14 protein-coding genes are annotated in these 14,963 nt (G+C 63.5%); 13 read left to right on the top strand and 1 reads right to left on the bottom strand.

Going from position 1 to position 14,963, the window contains the following annotated elements; translation table 11 throughout:
* Positions 1-117: 117 nt before the first annotated feature.
* From LB554_RS11565 to LB554_RS11520, 10 genes are all read left to right on the top strand, one after another.
* Positions 118-1,410 carry an SAM-dependent methyltransferase gene (locus LB554_RS11565; protein ID WP_015318510.1) on the top strand — a complete coding sequence of 431 codons (1,293 nt, stop codon included), beginning with the start codon at positions 118-120 and terminating at the stop codon, positions 1,408-1,410.
* An 89-nt stretch (positions 1,411-1,499) separates the two neighbouring features.
* The gene (locus LB554_RS11560) at positions 1,500-1,823 is read left to right on the top strand and encodes a YnfA family protein (RefSeq protein WP_015318511.1); all 324 of its coding nucleotides are present in this window, start codon (positions 1,500-1,502) and stop codon (positions 1,821-1,823) included.
* A 3-nt stretch (positions 1,824-1,826) separates the two neighbouring features.
* On the top strand, positions 1,827-2,792 hold the full coding sequence (locus tag LB554_RS11555; RefSeq protein ID WP_224584631.1) for a small ribosomal subunit Rsm22 family protein: 966 nt from the start codon (positions 1,827-1,829) through the stop codon (positions 2,790-2,792).
* A 244-nt stretch (positions 2,793-3,036) separates the two neighbouring features.
* Complete coding sequence (locus LB554_RS11550) at positions 3,037-4,527, top strand: replicative DNA helicase (protein ID WP_015318513.1); 1,491 nt, start codon at positions 3,037-3,039, stop codon at positions 4,525-4,527.
* 139 nt (positions 4,528-4,666) lie between these two features.
* Positions 4,667-6,070: a DNA repair protein RadA gene (gene radA, locus LB554_RS11545; RefSeq protein ID WP_140823737.1), complete on the top strand. Its 1,404-nt coding sequence runs from the start codon at positions 4,667-4,669 to the stop codon at positions 6,068-6,070.
* A gap of 47 nt (positions 6,071-6,117) precedes the next feature.
* Positions 6,118-6,777, top strand: a complete 660-nt coding sequence (locus LB554_RS11540) for a CvpA family protein (protein ID WP_140791946.1) — start codon at positions 6,118-6,120, stop codon at positions 6,775-6,777.
* Between the two features lie 104 nt (positions 6,778-6,881).
* On the top strand, positions 6,882-8,351 hold the full coding sequence (purF, locus tag LB554_RS11535) for an amidophosphoribosyltransferase (RefSeq protein ID WP_015318516.1): 1,470 nt from the start codon (positions 6,882-6,884) through the stop codon (positions 8,349-8,351).
* 48 nt (positions 8,352-8,399) lie between these two features.
* Positions 8,400-9,140 (top strand): SDR family NAD(P)-dependent oxidoreductase, encoded by a 741-nt coding sequence (locus tag LB554_RS11530; RefSeq protein WP_015318517.1) that lies wholly within the window; start codon positions 8,400-8,402, stop codon positions 9,138-9,140.
* A gap of 78 nt (positions 9,141-9,218) precedes the next feature.
* Complete coding sequence (locus tag LB554_RS11525) at positions 9,219-9,860, top strand: hypothetical protein (RefSeq protein WP_181173075.1); 642 nt, start codon at positions 9,219-9,221, stop codon at positions 9,858-9,860.
* A 169-nt stretch (positions 9,861-10,029) separates the two neighbouring features.
* Positions 10,030-10,248, top strand: a complete 219-nt coding sequence (locus LB554_RS11520; RefSeq protein WP_015318519.1) for a hypothetical protein — start codon at positions 10,030-10,032, stop codon at positions 10,246-10,248.
* A gap of 48 nt (positions 10,249-10,296) precedes the next feature.
* Here the strand turns inward: LB554_RS11520 and LB554_RS11515 are convergent, their stop codons facing one another.
* Positions 10,297-10,800 carry an OsmC family protein gene (locus LB554_RS11515; RefSeq protein WP_224584629.1) on the bottom strand — a complete coding sequence of 168 codons (504 nt, stop codon included), beginning with the start codon at positions 10,798-10,800 and terminating at the stop codon, positions 10,297-10,299.
* A gap of 195 nt (positions 10,801-10,995) precedes the next feature.
* Here LB554_RS11515 and LB554_RS11510 point away from each other — a divergent pair, with 195 nt between their 5' ends.
* The 3 genes from LB554_RS11510 to LB554_RS11500 all read left to right on the top strand — a co-directional run bounded on the left by LB554_RS11510 (position 10,996) and on the right by LB554_RS11500 (position 14,952).
* Positions 10,996-12,513, top strand: a complete 1,518-nt coding sequence (locus LB554_RS11510; RefSeq protein ID WP_224584627.1) for a S10 family peptidase — start codon at positions 10,996-10,998, stop codon at positions 12,511-12,513.
* A 159-nt stretch (positions 12,514-12,672) separates the two neighbouring features.
* Complete coding sequence (aguA, locus tag LB554_RS11505; RefSeq protein ID WP_224584615.1) at positions 12,673-13,779, top strand: agmatine deiminase; 1,107 nt, start codon at positions 12,673-12,675, stop codon at positions 13,777-13,779.
* 69 nt (positions 13,780-13,848) lie between these two features.
* Positions 13,849-14,952: a polyamine ABC transporter substrate-binding protein gene (locus LB554_RS11500; RefSeq protein ID WP_224584613.1), complete on the top strand. Its 1,104-nt coding sequence runs from the start codon at positions 13,849-13,851 to the stop codon at positions 14,950-14,952.
* Positions 14,953-14,963 lie beyond the last annotated feature (11 nt).

Here is a 14,963-nt window from a genome sequence, read left to right as displayed (position 1 = left end):
CTGGACCAATGCCCGGGCCTCTCGCCCGGGCATTTTTGTGCCAAAAGGAACTTTTCGAAACCCTATATATTGATGCAGAGTAGGACAGCCTGTCTGACCGTGAGGGGACACCGGACCATGAATATTCTGTTGAAGCGCGTTCTCGACCGCCTGGTGCGCACGGGCAGCCTCAAGGTAACCGGGCCGAAGGGCACGACGTTCATCTTCGGCGACGGCAGCGGCGAGCCGGTGCACATGCACATCAAGACCAGGCATGCCGAGCGCGCCATCACCTTCGATCCGATGCTGGCGGTGCCTGAATCCTACATGGACGGCGAGCTGGACATTCTCGAAGGCGGCGTGCTCGGACTGATGCGCATTGCCTTCCAGAACATGGGCAGCGGCGGCATCGACGCGACATGGTCGAAAGCCATCGAGGGCCTGCGCCACGCCTTCCGCCGCCTGCAGCAGATCAACACCGCCGCTCGCTCGCGCCGCAACGTACAGCGCCACTACGATCTGTCGGGCGAGCTTTACCGGCTCTTCCTCGACGAGGACATGCAGTATTCCTGTGCCTATTTCGAGCAGCCGGACATGACGCTCGACGAGGCGCAGGCCGCCAAGAAACGTCATATCGCCGCCAAGCTCAGGCTGAAGGCCGGCCAGACGGTGCTCGACATCGGCTCCGGCTGGGGCGGGCTCGGGCTCTATCTGGCCAAGGCCTTCGATGTCGACGTGCAGGGCGTGACGCTGTCGACGGAACAGCATGGCGTCGCCACCGACCGGGCCCATGCGCAAGGGCTGGAAAATCACGTCCATTTCGAACTGAAGGATTATCGCGAGCTCAACGAACGCTTCGACCGCATTGTCTCGGTCGGCATGTTCGAGCATGTCGGCGTCAACCATTACCGCACCTTCTTCGACAAGGCGGCAACATTGCTGAAGCCTGATGGCGTCATGCTTTTGCACACGATCGGCCGCTCCGGCGTGCCGTGGGCGACCAGCGCCTTCATCCGCAAGTATATTTTCCCGGGCGGCTACATCCCGGCGATGTCCGAGGTGCTGCCGGCGATCGAGAAGTCCGGCCTCGTGGTCACCGACGTCGAGATCCTGCGGCTCCATTATGCCGACACGCTGAAGCATTGGGGCCAGCGCTTCGCCGCCAACCGCGACAAGGCAAAGGCGATCTATGACGAACGCTTCTGCCGCATGTGGGAGTTCTATCTGGCTGCCTCGGAAGCTGCCTTCCGTTGGCAGGACTTGGTGATTTTCCAGTTCCAGATCACCAAGAAGAACGACACGCTGCCGATGACGCGCGACTATATGGCCAAATGCGAGAAGGCGCTGGAGTTGCGCGACATGGGCCGCCGCGAGGCGGCTCCTGTCGAGAAGTCCGCCAAGCCCGCCCGCCGACGCAAGGTGGCGGAATAGGAACAGCGCTGACAGGACGCATTATTGGCGCTTGCCATTATAGGCTCCTGCCCCGAAAAAGGCCTCGTGATCGTCGCGAGGCCTTTTTTATGACCTATCTCCTCTACACAGCCGCGGCGCTTGCCGAGATCGCCGGCTGCTTTTCGGTGTGGGCGTGGTGGCGGCTGGAGAAGTCGCCGCTCTGGCTGCTGCCTGGCTTTGCCTCTCTGATTGTGTTCGCCTGGCTTCTGGCGTTGGTCGACACCAATGCAGCCGGCCGCGCCTATGCCGCGTATGGCGGTATCTACATCGCTGCCTCGCTCGCCTGGTTGTGGCTGGCCGATGGCGTGCGGCCCGATCGCTGGGACCTTGCCGGCGCGGCGCTCTGCATGGCCGGCGCCTCGATTATCCTGCTTGCACCCAGGGGGGCATAGGCCATGGAGCTGCCGGCCGCTCTTCGACAGGGTGTCGATCGCCTTTTGGAAAAGGTGGCGCTGCCGGACCTGAAGCAGGCGGCGAAAACCCTGTCCGACCGCTACCGCGCCGAATTGCGCGACGGTCGCCTGCATATGGCGCAGGACATGGCGGTCAAGGCCTATCTGGCGACGCGCATGCCGGCGACCTACGCCGCGGTCCGCGCCAGCCTCGATGCGCTCGCCGAAGCCCGGCCGGATTTCACACCCGCGACCTTGCTCGACGTCGGCGCCGGTCCCGGCACCGTGCTTTGGGCCACCAGTGATCTCTGGCCTGAACTGGAACTGGCCACGCTGCTTGAGGCGAGTGCCGCGGTGCGCAAGGTCGGTGAGACGCTTGCCGCCGATGCGATCACGACCCGGACCGTCTGGCGGGCCGGCGATGTCACGACGGACATTGCCGACCTCCAATCCGCCGACCTCGTCACATGCGCCTATGTGCTGGACGAGATCGCGCCGGCGTCCCTGCCCAAAATGGTCGACCGGCTATGGCAACTCACCAAGGACACGCTGTTGATCGTCGAGCCGGGCACGCCGGCGGGCTGGCTGCGCATTCTAGCTGTACGCGCACAATTGATCGCGGCCGGCGCGCATGTGCTGGCGCCCTGTCCGCACGAGGCGCCCTGCCCGCTCAACCCGCCGGACTGGTGCCACTTTTCCCGCCGCGTAGCCCGCTCGCGCCTGCACCGCCTAGCCAAAGAGGCGGAAGTACCGTGGGAAGATGAGAAATTCATCTATGTAGCCGCTTCGCGCCGGCCGGCTGCCTTCCGCGCCGCGCGGGTCGTCGCGCCGCCGAAATCTGGTTCCGGCAAGGTCGTGCTCAAGCTTTGCGAGGCAAATGGCAGCGCCGGCGAAAGGCTCTTCACCAAGCGCGACGGTGACGCGTTCAAGGTGGCGCGGCGGGCGGATTGGGGCGATGCACTGGCATGAAGATGAAAGAGACACGACAGCCTCGCAATCCGGTGTCGCCAGCGCTCACTTTCCTGTTTTGTTCTCCTGCGAGAAACGCTAAGTTGCCAACTCTCGATTCGAGTCAATTGCGATTCTTTCCACGGAAAAATTTTGGCTGTGAATCGCGAGTACCAAAGCCGCTTCTTCACGGGCTGTTGCAGATAAGTCAGCACTGACTTGTCCAGTTCTGATATCGACAGACGGGATCGAAATCGGGGACATCATGGCAGAGGCAGCACGAAAATTCGGCGTGGCGGAGCAACCGCTCTATCGCGAATCGCCCAACAACATCGAGGCCGAGCAGGCGCTGCTTGGCGCTATACTTGTCAACAACGATGCCTTCTACCGGGTGTCCGACTTCCTGAAGTCCGGCCATTTCTACGAACCCCTGCACCGCAAGATCTTCGATGTCGCGGCCGAGCTGATCCGCATGGGTAAGGCGGCGACGCCGATCACGCTGAAGACCTTCCTGCCGGCCGACGAAAAGGTCGGCGACATGACGGTGGCGCAGTATGTGGTGCGGCTGGCGGTGGAAGCCGTCACCGTCGTCAACGCCACCGACTACGGCCGCGCCATTTATGATCTGGCGACGCGCCGGGCGTTGATCACCGTCGGCGAGGACATGGTCAACATCGCTTATGACGCCCCTGTCGACATGTCGCCTTCCGAACAGATCGAGGACGCGGAGCGCCGCCTGTTCGAGCTGGCCGAGACCGGGCGCTATGACGGCGGCTTCGAGAGCTTCACCGACGCGGTCAAGACCGCGGTCGACATGGCCAACGCCGCCTATATGCGTGACGGCGGTCTGTCGGGCCTAGCCACCGGCATGCGCGATCTCGACCGCCGCATGGGCGGCCTGCAGTCGTCCGATTTGATCATCATCGCCGGCCGTCCAGGCATGGGCAAGACATCACTCGCCACCAACATCGCCTTCAACATTGCCGAGATGTATGAGCCGGCGCAGCAGGCCGATGGCTCATTCAAGGCGGCCAATGGCGGCGTGGTCGGTTTTTTCTCGCTCGAAATGTCGTCCGAACAGCTCGCAACCCGCATCATTTCCGAACAGACGGAAATTTCGTCCTCCAAGATCCGCCGCGGCGAAATCAGCGAAATGGACTTCGAAAAGCTGGTCGCCTGTTCGCAGACCATGCAGAAGATCCCGCTGTTCATCGACCAGACAGGCGGTATTTCCATTGCCCAGTTGTCTGCCCGCGCGCGTCGTCTGAAGCGCCAGCGCGGCCTGGACCTGATCGTCATCGACTATATTCAGCTGATGCAAGGCTCATCCGCCAAGTCTTCGCAGAACCGCGTGCAGGAAATCACCGAGATCACCACGGGCCTGAAGGCGCTGGCCAAGGAGCTGGCCGTGCCGATCATCGCGCTATCGCAGCTGTCGCGTCAGGTCGAAAGCCGCGACGACAAGCGTCCGCAGCTCTCCGACCTGCGCGAATCCGGTTCGATCGAGCAGGACGCCGACGTCGTCATCTTCGTCTATCGCGAGGAATATTACCTCAAGAACCGCGAACCGAAGCTCGGCACCGAGGAATACGTCAAGTGGGAAAACGAGATGAACGAGATGCGCGGCAAGGCCGAGGTGATCGTGGCCAAGCAGCGCCATGGGCCGACGGGCTCTGTCACGCTTGCCTTCCACGGCGAATTCACCCGCTTCTCCGATCTCGCGGAAGAGCACCACATCGCGGAAAGGTTTGAGTAGCCTCTTGCCAGCGATCTCACCAATAGCAACGGGTCTCGGCGCCCTACGGCGCCCCCCTCTGTCCTGCCGGACATCTCCCCCGCACGGGGGGAGATTGGCTGTCGCGCGCGGCGCCCGCCAGCGGGCGGGAAGGTAAAGCGTGGTCAAATCCCGCGTCCAGTTCATCTGCCAGAATTGCGGTTCGGTGCATCAGCGCTGGGCCGGCAAATGCGATGCCTGCGGCGAGTGGAACACGCTGGTCGAGGAAGGCACATCTGGCGGCATCGGCTCGGGTCCTGCCAACACGCGCAACGCCCGCAAGGGCCGCGCGGTGGTGCTGACCACACTTTCAGGCGATATCGAGGACGCGCCGCGCATCATCTCAGGTATCGGCGAACTCGACCGCGCCACCGGTGGCGGTTTCGTTCGGGGCTCTGCACTTCTGGTCGGCGGCGATCCCGGTATCGGCAAATCGACGCTGCTCACCCAGGCCGCGGCCGCACTTGCCTCCAAGGGCCATCGCATCGTCTATGTCTCGGGCGAAGAGGCAGTTGCCCAGATAAGGCTGCGTGCGCAGAGGCTCGGCGTCGCCTCGGCGCCGGTGGAACTCGCGGCCGAGACCAATGTCGAGGATATCCTCGCCACGATCGCCGACGGCAAGCGGCCCGATCTGGTCATCCTCGATTCGATCCAGACACTGTGGACCGACTTGGCCGATTCGGCGCCAGGCACCGTCACACAAGTGCGCGCCGCGGCGCAGGCGATGATCCGCTACGCGAAATCCACGGGTGCCGCGATCGTGCTGGTCGGCCATGTCACCAAGGAAGGCCAGATCGCGGGTCCGCGCGTGGTCGAGCACATGGTCGATGGCGTGCTCTATTTCGAGGGCGAAGGCGGCCACCACTTCCGTATCCTGCGCACGGTGAAGAACCGCTTCGGACCGACCGACGAGATCGGGGTCTTCGAAATGTCGGACAAAGGTCTGCGCGAGGTCTCCAATCCATCCGAGCTTTTCCTTGGCGAACGGCACGCGAAATCACCGGGAGCAGCGGTTTTCGCCGGCATGGAAGGCACCAGGCCGGTTCTGGTCGAAATCCAGGCGCTGGTCGCGGCCTCCTCGCTCGGCACGCCGCGCCGGGCGGTGGTCGGCTGGGACGGCGCGCGGCTGTCGATGATCCTGGCAGTGCTGGAGGCGCATTGCGGTGTGCGTTTCGGGCAGCATGACGTCTACCTCAACGTCGCCGGCGGCTACCGCATCAGCGAGCCGGCGGCCGATCTCGCGGTCGCAGCCGCACTGGTTTCCTCGCTCACTGGTCTTGCCCTCCCCGCCGATTGCGTCTATTTCGGCGAAATCAGCCTTTCGGGCGCGGTGAGGCCGGTTGCGCATGCGCAGCAGCGTCTCAAGGAAGCCGAAAAGCTGGGTTTTGGTAGCGCGGTTCTGCCCGTGGGCAGCGAGGAACTTGCTGGGGGGATTGGGGCCGGCGCTTTCCAGCCCACCGAGCTTGCCGACCTCGTGGCGCGCATAGCCGGCTCACGGCGCGGCCGTGCCGACGATGAAGAATGACGCGGCTCGTCGAGTCGTGAACAAGAGATCGGAGTGGGGCCAAAGACATGCCGATTACGCTGCTTGACGGAATTCTCGTCGGCTTCACCCTGGTCTCGGCGATGCTCGCCATGGTTCGCGGCTTCTCGCGCGAGGTGCTTTCGGTCGTCTCCTGGGCGGCGGCGGCGGCGGCGGCCTTCTTCTTCTACAAACCGGTCCTGCCCTACCTGAAGCCCTATATCGACAATGAGAAGATCGCCATGGCGGCTGCCGCAGGCGTGGTCTTCATCATCGCGCTGATCGTGGTTTCGGTCATCACCATGAAGCTTGCCGACTGGATCATCGATTCGCGCATCGGCGCCCTCGACCGCACGCTCGGCTTCCTCTACGGCGCTGCGCGCGGCGTCCTGGTCGTCGCTGTCGCGCTGCTGTTCTTCAACTGGCTGGCCGGCGCCAAGGCCCCGGCCTGGGTCACGGAAGCCAAGTCGCGGCCGCTGCTGGAACAGATCGGCGCCAAGCTCGAGAGCCTGCTGCCAGAGGACCCGGAAAACGCCATCCTCAAGAAGCTCAATCCGAATCAGCCGGCCGCCGAGACGCCCGTCGCGCCCGACGCACCGGCGGCGGATGCACCAGCCGGAGGCGACGACGCCAATGCGCCGGCGCCTGACGACAACGACGCCGGTCCTGCCGACAACACCACCAAGCCGGCGCCAGCGCCGGCGAACTGAGGTCCGAACGGGGCGTCTGGCGATCGATCCATGTGAACGATCGCACGCGGTGCGTTGCTTTCGACGCGCGACCGCCTTATATGGCGATTTTAGCGGAGCTTAAGATGGCAGACGCAGACGACGTGCTTTCCGCCGAGGCTGACGATCATTTCCATGACGAGTGCGGCGTGTTCGGCATCTTTGGCCGGCAGGATGCGGCGGCCATTGTCACACTCGGCCTGCATGCGCTGCAGCATCGAGGTCAGGAAGCGGCCGGCATCGTCTCCTATGACGGCACCCAGTTCCATGTCGAACGCCATGTCGGCCTGATCGGCGACACCTTCACCAAGCAGCGCGTCATCGACAGCCTGCAAGGCAACCGCGCCATCGGCCACACGCGCTACGCGACCACCGGCGGCGCCGGCATGCGCAACATCCAGCCCTTCTTCGCCGAATTGGCCGATGGCGGCTTTGCCGTCGCCCATAACGGTAACCTCACCAACGCCATGACGGTGCAGCGCGCGCTGCAGAAGCAAGGCGCGATCTTCTCCTCCACCTCCGACACCGAGACGCTTTTGCATCTGGTCGCGACCAGCAAGGAGCGCGACCTCAACTCGCGCTTCATCGACGCGGTGCGTCAGGTCGAGGGCGCCTTCTCGCTGGTGGCGATGACGGCCAAGAAGATGATCGGCTGCCGCGATCCGCTCGGCATCCGCCCGCTGGTGCTGGGCGATCTCGACGGCGCCTGGATCCTGGCCTCCGAGACCTGTGCGCTCGACATCATCGGCGCGCGTTTCGTGCGCGACCTGAAGCCCGGCGAGATGGTCGTCGTCACCTCCAAGGGCATTGAGAGCCTGTTCCCGTTCGAACCGCAGAAGACCCGCTTCTGCATCTTCGAATATGTCTATTTCGCCCGACCCGACTCCTCGGTCGAGGGCCGCAATGTCTATGAAGTGCGCAAGCGCATCGGCGCGGAACTGGCGCAGGAAAATCCAGTCGACGCCGACATCGTCGTACCGGTGCCGGATTCCGGCACGCCGGCGGCAATCGGCTTCAGCCAGGCGGCGGGCATTCCCTTCGAACTCGGCATCATCCGCAACCACTATGTCGGCCGCACCTTCATCCAGCCCGGCGATTCGATCCGCCATATGGGCGTCAAGCTCAAGCACAACGCCAATCGCCGCATGATCGAGGGCAAGCGCGTGGTGCTGGTCGACGACAGCATCGTGCGCGGCACCACCAGCCAGAAGATCGTGCAGATGGTGCGCGACGCCGGCGCCAAGGAAGTGCACATGCGCATCGCCTCGCCGCCGACCAGCGCATCGTGCTTCTATGGCGTCGACACGCCGGAGAAGTCGAAGCTGCTTGCTTCGCGCATGTCGGTGGAAGAGATGGCCGAGTTCATCCGGGTCGATTCGCTCGGTTTCCTCAGTATCAACGGTCTCTACCGCGCCGTCGGCGAGGCCAGCCGCGACGACGAGCAGCCGCAGTTCTGCGATGCATGCTTCACCGGCCAGTACCCGACCCGCCTGCTCGACTTCGAAGGCCACGACAATGTGCGCACGCTGTCGCTGCTGGCGACAAGCGGCTCGTAGAATTGCCGGACCGTCATCAGCCTTAGCCAGAGTTCCGGAAGCCATCGCATGACCCTCGACCTTACCGGCCGCGTCGCGGTCGTCACCGGCGCCTCGCGCGGCATCGGCTATTTCATCGCCAGGGAATTGGCTGCGGCCGGCGCGCATGTCATTGCGGTTGCCCGCACCGTCGGCGGGCTGGAAGAACTCGACGACCAGATCAAGGCGGCCGGCGGCCAGGCGACATTGGTGCCGCTCGATCTCGCCGACATGGCCGGTATCGACCGGCTGGGCGGCGCCATCCACGAGCGCTGGGGCAAGCTCGACATCCTCGTCGCCAATGCCGGCGTGCTTGGCGTCATCTCGCCGATCGGCCATGTCGAGGCCAAGACCTTCGAAAAGGTGATGACCATCAACGTCACCTCGACCTGGCGGCTGATCCGCTCGGTCGACCCGCTGCTGCGGCTTTCGGATGCCGGCCGGGCGATTATCCTGTCGTCCAACGCGGCGCATTCGGCGCGCGCCTTCTGGGCGCCTTACGCGGCATCGAAGGCGGCGGTGGAGACCATGATGCGCTCCTGGGCGCATGAGACGCAAAGTCTGCCGCTGCGCGTCAATGCAGCCGACCCCGGCGCCACCCGCACCGCGATGCGCGCACAAGCCGTGCCCGGTGAGGATCCCGAGACATTGCCGCACCCCTCCGAGATCGCCAAACGCATCGTGCCGCTGGCCAGCCCGGATCTCAAAGAGACCGGCCTGATCTTCCAGGCCAAGCACAACCGCTTCGTCGCCTACCGGCAACCGGAATAAAACGCGGGTTCGAAACGGATTAAAACAGCCTTCGGCTACGTTCTTCTGACGTAGGACATTCGAAACCGGAGGACCGACATGCCAAGACTCGCCACCGTTGCCGCCACCGCCCTTGCCGCCGCTCTTGGAGCTACGGTCGGCGTGGCCGTTTCCCAAGATACCAAGATGAGTTTCTTCGTCACCAGCGTCGGCTCCGGCAAGGGGGGCGATCTCGGCGGCCTGAAGGGCGCGGATGCCCATTGCGCGTCGCTGGCGGAAGCCGCCGGCGTCACCGGCAAGACCTGGCACGCATATCTCTCGACCAGCGCGGAGGATGCGCGCGATCGCATCGGCAAGGGGCCCTGGTTCAACGCCAAGGGCGCCAAGATCGCCGATGATGTCGCCTCGCTGCACAGCGACGCCAACGGCATCACCAAGCAGACCGCGCTGAACGAGAAGGGTGAGACGGTCAACGGCCGCGGCGATACGCCCAACCGACACGACATGCTGACCGGCTCCAAGCCCGACGGCACCAGGATCGCCGACCAGACCTGCGGCGACTGGACGATGAGCGGCTCCGAAGGGGCGGCGATGATGGGCCATCACGACCGCACCGGTCTCGACGATTCGGCGGCGGCGAAGTCGTGGAATTCTTCGCATGCCTCGCGTGGCGGCTGCAGCCAGGAGGCGCTGAAAGGCACAGGCGGCGACGGCCTGTTCTATTGCTTTGCGACCGACTGAACCACGGCGGAGGGCAATACCGCAGCTAGGAACCCGACGGATCATCACGCGGCTGTGATCTGAGGGGAGAAGCCGCTGGGCGGTCATGCTTTCGTCATTTCCGAGGAGTTGTTAGGATCGAGCGAATCCCGCAACGAGAGCCCGATCTGGGCAGAACAAGGAAAACTCCATGGCTACGACCGCAGCATTGGTCTGGTATCTGGTAATCGCCGGCCCGCAGGGCGGCATGGTCGTGCTGCCCAGCACCTTCGACAAGCGCGAACAGTGCACCGCCGCCATCACCGAGTATCAGAAGCAGCCGACACCCGCCGGCTGGTCCGTGCAGTGCGTGCCGAGCGCCTCGCCCTTCACCGACGAAGGCGACGCCGAAGAGCCGGCAGCTCAGTAAGCATCAGATATCAAGGCCCGCGACCGCTGCCGCGGGCCTTGTGATTCATCACCGCGCGCTCACCGTCAGTTCCGGCTTCTGGTTGATGGTCTGGAACACCACGCAATAGCGCTCGGTCAGCTTCAGCAGCGAATCAATGCGCTCCGGAGGCTCCGCCGTGTCGAGATTGAAATTGAGCCGAATGGCGCGAAAGCCGACCGGCGCATCCTTGGCGACACCAAGCGTGCCGCGAAAATCAAGGTCGCCTTCGGCTTCAACGGTAGCGGCGCCGAGCTTGAATTCGAGCGCCGTCGCGACCGCCTTCAGCGTCACCCCGGCGCACGCCACCAGCGCCTTGAGCAGCATGTCGCCGGAGCACAGTTCGAGCCCCGAGCCGCCTGTTGCCGGATGAAGGCCGGCGATTGCCAACGCCCTGCCCGTCTCCACCTTGCAGGCCACCGACTGTTCGTCGATCGAGCCCTTTGCCCTTAGAGTGATCAGTGCTTGCGTGGCGTCGTCGCGGTAGGCCTGCTTCAGCGGCGCCTGCATGGCCTTCAGCTCGGTTGCGTCCATTTTCGTTCCTCCGACAGGCTTTCTGCCTTGATAGCATGGTCCTGCGAGACTTGTGAGGCAATCCGAACATGACGACCCAAGCTGTCAGGAGCTGGTTTCGGCGGAAACAACAGCAGTGGGCGCGCCATAGTCTGTTCCCTTTGACTTCATCCGCCTCGGCCATAGCTATGCGGGAGTCGTTTCCGCGGAGGTCTCATGCGTTCCAAGCTGAAACTCGTCTCCCTTGTCCTCTTCATGCTTGCCGGCTTCGCGCAGCCTCTCCTGGCCGAAACGCCGAAGCGGCCGGCACCCGCGGGCGGCGTGCTTTCACTGCTGCCGCCACCTGAGATCACCGACCACTCCATCACCATTGGCGGACGCAGCCTGCGGTATCAGGCAAAGGCCGGCACGCTTCCGCTGCTCTCCGGCAAGGGCGAGATCACGGCGGAGATCTTCTATGTTGCCTATACGCTGAAGCCGCGGGAGAGCGTGGCGACGGAAGCACCGCGGCCAATCACCTTCGTGTTCAACGGCGGCCCGGGCGCCGCTTCAGCCTATCTGCATCTCGGCGCGCTCGGACCGCGCGTCGTGGCGACCGGAGCCGGCGGGGAATTCCTCCCCTCGCCGCAAAAGCTCATCGACAATCCCGACAGTTGGCTCGACATGACCGACCTCGTCTTCGTCGACCCGGTGGGAACCGGCTACAGCCGCGAGGCGCCCGGCCAGGATACGCACGACTTCTGGGGCGTCAGCCAGGATGCCAGTTCGATCGGCGCCTTCATCAGGCTCTATCTCGCCCAAAACAGCCGCATGGGATCTCCGCTGTTCCTCGCCGGTGAGAGCTATGGCGGGTTCCGCGCGGCACTGCTTGCCAGGACGCTGCAGGAAGATATCGGCATCAGCCCGAGCGGCATCGTGCTGATCTCGCCGGCGCTGGAATTCACCCTGGTGCAGCCCGACGAATTCGAGCCGCTGCATTGGGCTCTCGAACTACCCTCCCTCGCCGGGGTTCGCCTGCGCAGTGAAGGTGTCAGCGGCGACACTTTGCGGAAAAAGCTCGCCGAGGTCGAGCATTATGCACTTGGCGAGTACCTCAGTGCGCTCACCAGTGGGCTGGAGCAAGGCGGACGGCTGGCGGGTGATCGCGTGGCCGAGATCACCGGCCTGCCTCTCGACCTCGTTCACCGCAACTTCGCCCGCGTCCCGACCTCGCTCTTCGCAAGGGAGTTTGGCCGTGCCGCGGGCAAGGTGCTCAGCCCCTATGACGGCATGATCGCGACGGCGGATATCGCTCCCCAGAGTGCCCGTATCGCTGGCCCCGATCCGGTGCTGGACCGTAGCGCGCCGGCGCTGACCTCGGCCTTTGTCGCTTACGCGCGCGACGAACTGAACTTTCGCACCGATGTCAGCTACCGCTTGCTGAACGGCGATATCAGCCACAACTGGGACTACGGGACGAGCGCCTCGCGCCAGGGCTATGCCGGTGTGATGGATGACCTGCAACGGGCGCGGTCCTTGAATCCCGCGCTGGGCGTCGTCATCGTCAATGGCTACACCGATCTCGTCACTCCCTATCTGGCGTCGCGTTATCTGGTCAGCCAGATCCCGTCGCTCGCCGGCGCCAGGCCGATCCGCCTCGACGTCGTCGAAGGTGGGCACATGATGTATCTCAAACCGGACGGACGGCGCGCACTGAAGCAGGCCGCTTCAGTGCTTTACCAGGCAACCCAGTAAACAACAGGACATCGAGTCCCCCGGGCAACCCGGGGCGCCGATGCAGGCCCGGTGGTGGGCGCAGCGATCAAGCTGTCCCAAATGGGACATTGACGGACAAGGTCCCAAAACCGTCTGATCGGGCGAGGTTTCGTCATTCCATTTCCCGGTGGTCCCACAATGTCGCATACGCTCTCGACCACACCGAGGCAGGATGGGTTTCGCGCGCCTGGCGAATTCGAGCCCAAATCGGGCTGTTGGCTGATCTGGCCAGAACGGCCGGACACCTGGCGGCTGGGCGCCAAGCCCGCGCAGAGGCTGTTCGCCAATGTCGCTGCGGCGATCGCGCAAAGCGAGCCGATGACAGTGGCGGCGTCCAGCCGCCAGTGGCAGAACGCAAGAGCGCGATTGCCCAGCCATGTGCGCGTCGTGGAAATGTCGACCAATGATTCCTGGCTCCGCGACAGTGGCCCCAATTTCGTCGTCAATGATCGAGGCGAAGTGCGCGGCGTCGATTGGATCTTCAACGCTTATGGCGGTTTCGACGGCGGCCTCTACTCGCCTTGGGATCTCGACGACCTCGTGGCGCAAAAGGTCCTCGAGATCGAGAGGATGGACCGTTATCGCGCACCGCTGATCGCCGAGGGCGGCGGACTGCAATGCGACGGCCAAGGCACGCTCATCACGACCGAGCAGTGCCTGCTCAATCGCAACCGTAATGCCCATCTCGGAAAGGCGAAGGTGGAACAACAGCTTGGCGACTATCTCGGCGTCGACAAAATCATCTGGCTGCCGCGCGGTTTTGCTTTCGACGAGACGGATGGCCATGTCGACGACCTCTGCTGCTTCGTTCGTCCGGGCGTTGTGGCGCTGAGCTGGACCGACGAGCGGGACGATCCCCAATATGAGATCGTACGCGAAGCCGAAGAGGTGCTGCGCTCGGCCCGCGACGCGCGTGGCCGTCGCCTGGAGGTTCATCGGCTGCACCATCCCCTGCCGATCGAGATGACGATGGAAGAAAGCGAGAGCGTGGACCGGGTCGATTCGACTTGGGCACGGCCGACCGGCAACCGGATCGCGGCGAGTTACATCAACTATTATCCGGGTAACAGCGTCGTGGTCGTGCCGGAATTCGGCAGCGATCTCGACGGGAGGGCAAAGCAACAGCTGGCCACGCTGTTTCCCGACCACAAGATTGTCGGCATCGAGAACTCCCGCGAAATTCTGCTCGGAGGCGGCAATGTCGCCTGTATTACGTTACCCGTTTATGCGCCCCACCGGCATTGAGCGGCAAGCGTGCCGAAGTGAAATCAGAACGGTGCGCCGCATCGGCCCGCCAGGCAAAAGGAGATACCCATGCGCGCTCTGCTCTTCCCAATCCTGACCGCCGCGCTTGCCTGCGGCATCAGCTTCGGTGTCGCCCGGGCGGACGATGAGAAGGTGGTCAACGTCTACAACTGGTCCGACTACATCGCCCCGGACACGGCTGAGAAATTCGAGAAGGAGACGGGCATCAAGGTCCGCTACGATGTCTATGACGGCAACGAGGTCCTTGAGACGAAACTGCTCACCGGCGGCTCGGGATATGACGTGGTCTATCCCTCGGCCTTTCCGTTCCTGAAGAACCAGGTGAAGGCAGGCGCTTTCCTGCGGCTCGACAGATCGAAGCTTTCAAACCACTCGAAAATCGATCCGCAAGCCTTGTCGCTGATCGCGGGTGCGGATCCGCAGAACCTGTACGCCGTGCCTTATATGGCCGTCACAGACGGGATCGGCTACAATGTCGCTGCCGTCAAGCAACGGATGCCGGATGCGCCGACAGGTTCCTTCGCCATGGTCTTCGACGTCGACGTCGTCAAGAAATTCTCCGATTGCGGCGTCGCCATGATCGATGCTCCGGCGGAGATCATTCCTATGGCTATGAACTATCTCCACATCGATCCCAGGTCGACCAATCCGGACGACCTCGCCAAGGTCGAAGAGCTGATGGGCAAGGTGCGGCCCTATATCCGTTACTTCCACTCGTCGAAATACATCAACGACCTGGCGAATGGCGACATCTGTGTCGTGCTGGGCTGGTCGGGCGACATATTGCAGGCCAAGACCCGTGCGGCGGAATCCGCGAAGAAGCTGGAGATTGCATATTCCATTCCAAGGGAAGGCACGCTGATAAACTTCGATACGATGGCCGTGCCTAAGGATGCGCCGCATCCGGAGAATGCCCAGGCCTGGATCGATTTCAACTTGCGGCCCGATATCGCAGCGGCCAATTCCAGTTATGTTTCCTATGCCAATGCGATCCCGGAATCCCTGCCGCTGATGGATCAGGCCGTCGCAAAGGATCCCGGCGTTTTCCCGTCCGACGATGTAAAGGCCAAGCTGTTCGTGGTCGAGAACAACGACGCAAAGCTGCTACGACTGCAAAACCGCATGTGGACACGCGTCGTGACGGGACAGTGAAGCTGGCGAAC

The sequence above is a fragment of the Mesorhizobium sp. CO1-1-11 genome, assembly GCF_020164995.1.
Taxonomy (GTDB): domain Bacteria; phylum Pseudomonadota; class Alphaproteobacteria; order Rhizobiales; family Rhizobiaceae; genus Mesorhizobium; species Mesorhizobium australicum.
This window is presented reverse-complemented; position numbering and strand designations above follow the sequence as displayed.

Coding starts and splice junctions, on each gene's coding strand:
- LB554_RS11530 (WP_015318517.1), top strand. CDS start 8,400: ATGACCCTCGACCTTACCGGCCGCGTCGCGGTCGTCACCGGCGCCTCG.
- LB554_RS11515 (WP_224584629.1), bottom strand. CDS start 10,800: ATGGACGCAACCGAGCTGAAGGCCATGCAGGCGCCGCTGAAGCAGGCC.
- LB554_RS11525 (WP_181173075.1), top strand. CDS start 9,219: ATGCCAAGACTCGCCACCGTTGCCGCCACCGCCCTTGCCGCCGCTCTT.
- LB554_RS11500 (WP_224584613.1), top strand. CDS start 13,849: ATGCGCGCTCTGCTCTTCCCAATCCTGACCGCCGCGCTTGCCTGCGGC.
- LB554_RS11540 (WP_140791946.1), top strand. CDS start 6,118: ATGCCGATTACGCTGCTTGACGGAATTCTCGTCGGCTTCACCCTGGTC.
- LB554_RS11520 (WP_015318519.1), top strand. CDS start 10,030: ATGGCTACGACCGCAGCATTGGTCTGGTATCTGGTAATCGCCGGCCCG.
- LB554_RS11560 (WP_015318511.1), top strand. CDS start 1,500: ATGACCTATCTCCTCTACACAGCCGCGGCGCTTGCCGAGATCGCCGGC.
- aguA (WP_224584615.1), top strand. CDS start 12,673: ATGTCGCATACGCTCTCGACCACACCGAGGCAGGATGGGTTTCGCGCG.
- LB554_RS11510 (WP_224584627.1), top strand. CDS start 10,996: ATGCGTTCCAAGCTGAAACTCGTCTCCCTTGTCCTCTTCATGCTTGCC.
- LB554_RS11565 (WP_015318510.1), top strand. CDS start 118: ATGAATATTCTGTTGAAGCGCGTTCTCGACCGCCTGGTGCGCACGGGC.
- purF (WP_015318516.1), top strand. CDS start 6,882: ATGGCAGACGCAGACGACGTGCTTTCCGCCGAGGCTGACGATCATTTC.
- LB554_RS11555 (WP_224584631.1), top strand. CDS start 1,827: ATGGAGCTGCCGGCCGCTCTTCGACAGGGTGTCGATCGCCTTTTGGAA.
- LB554_RS11550 (WP_015318513.1), top strand. CDS start 3,037: ATGGCAGAGGCAGCACGAAAATTCGGCGTGGCGGAGCAACCGCTCTAT.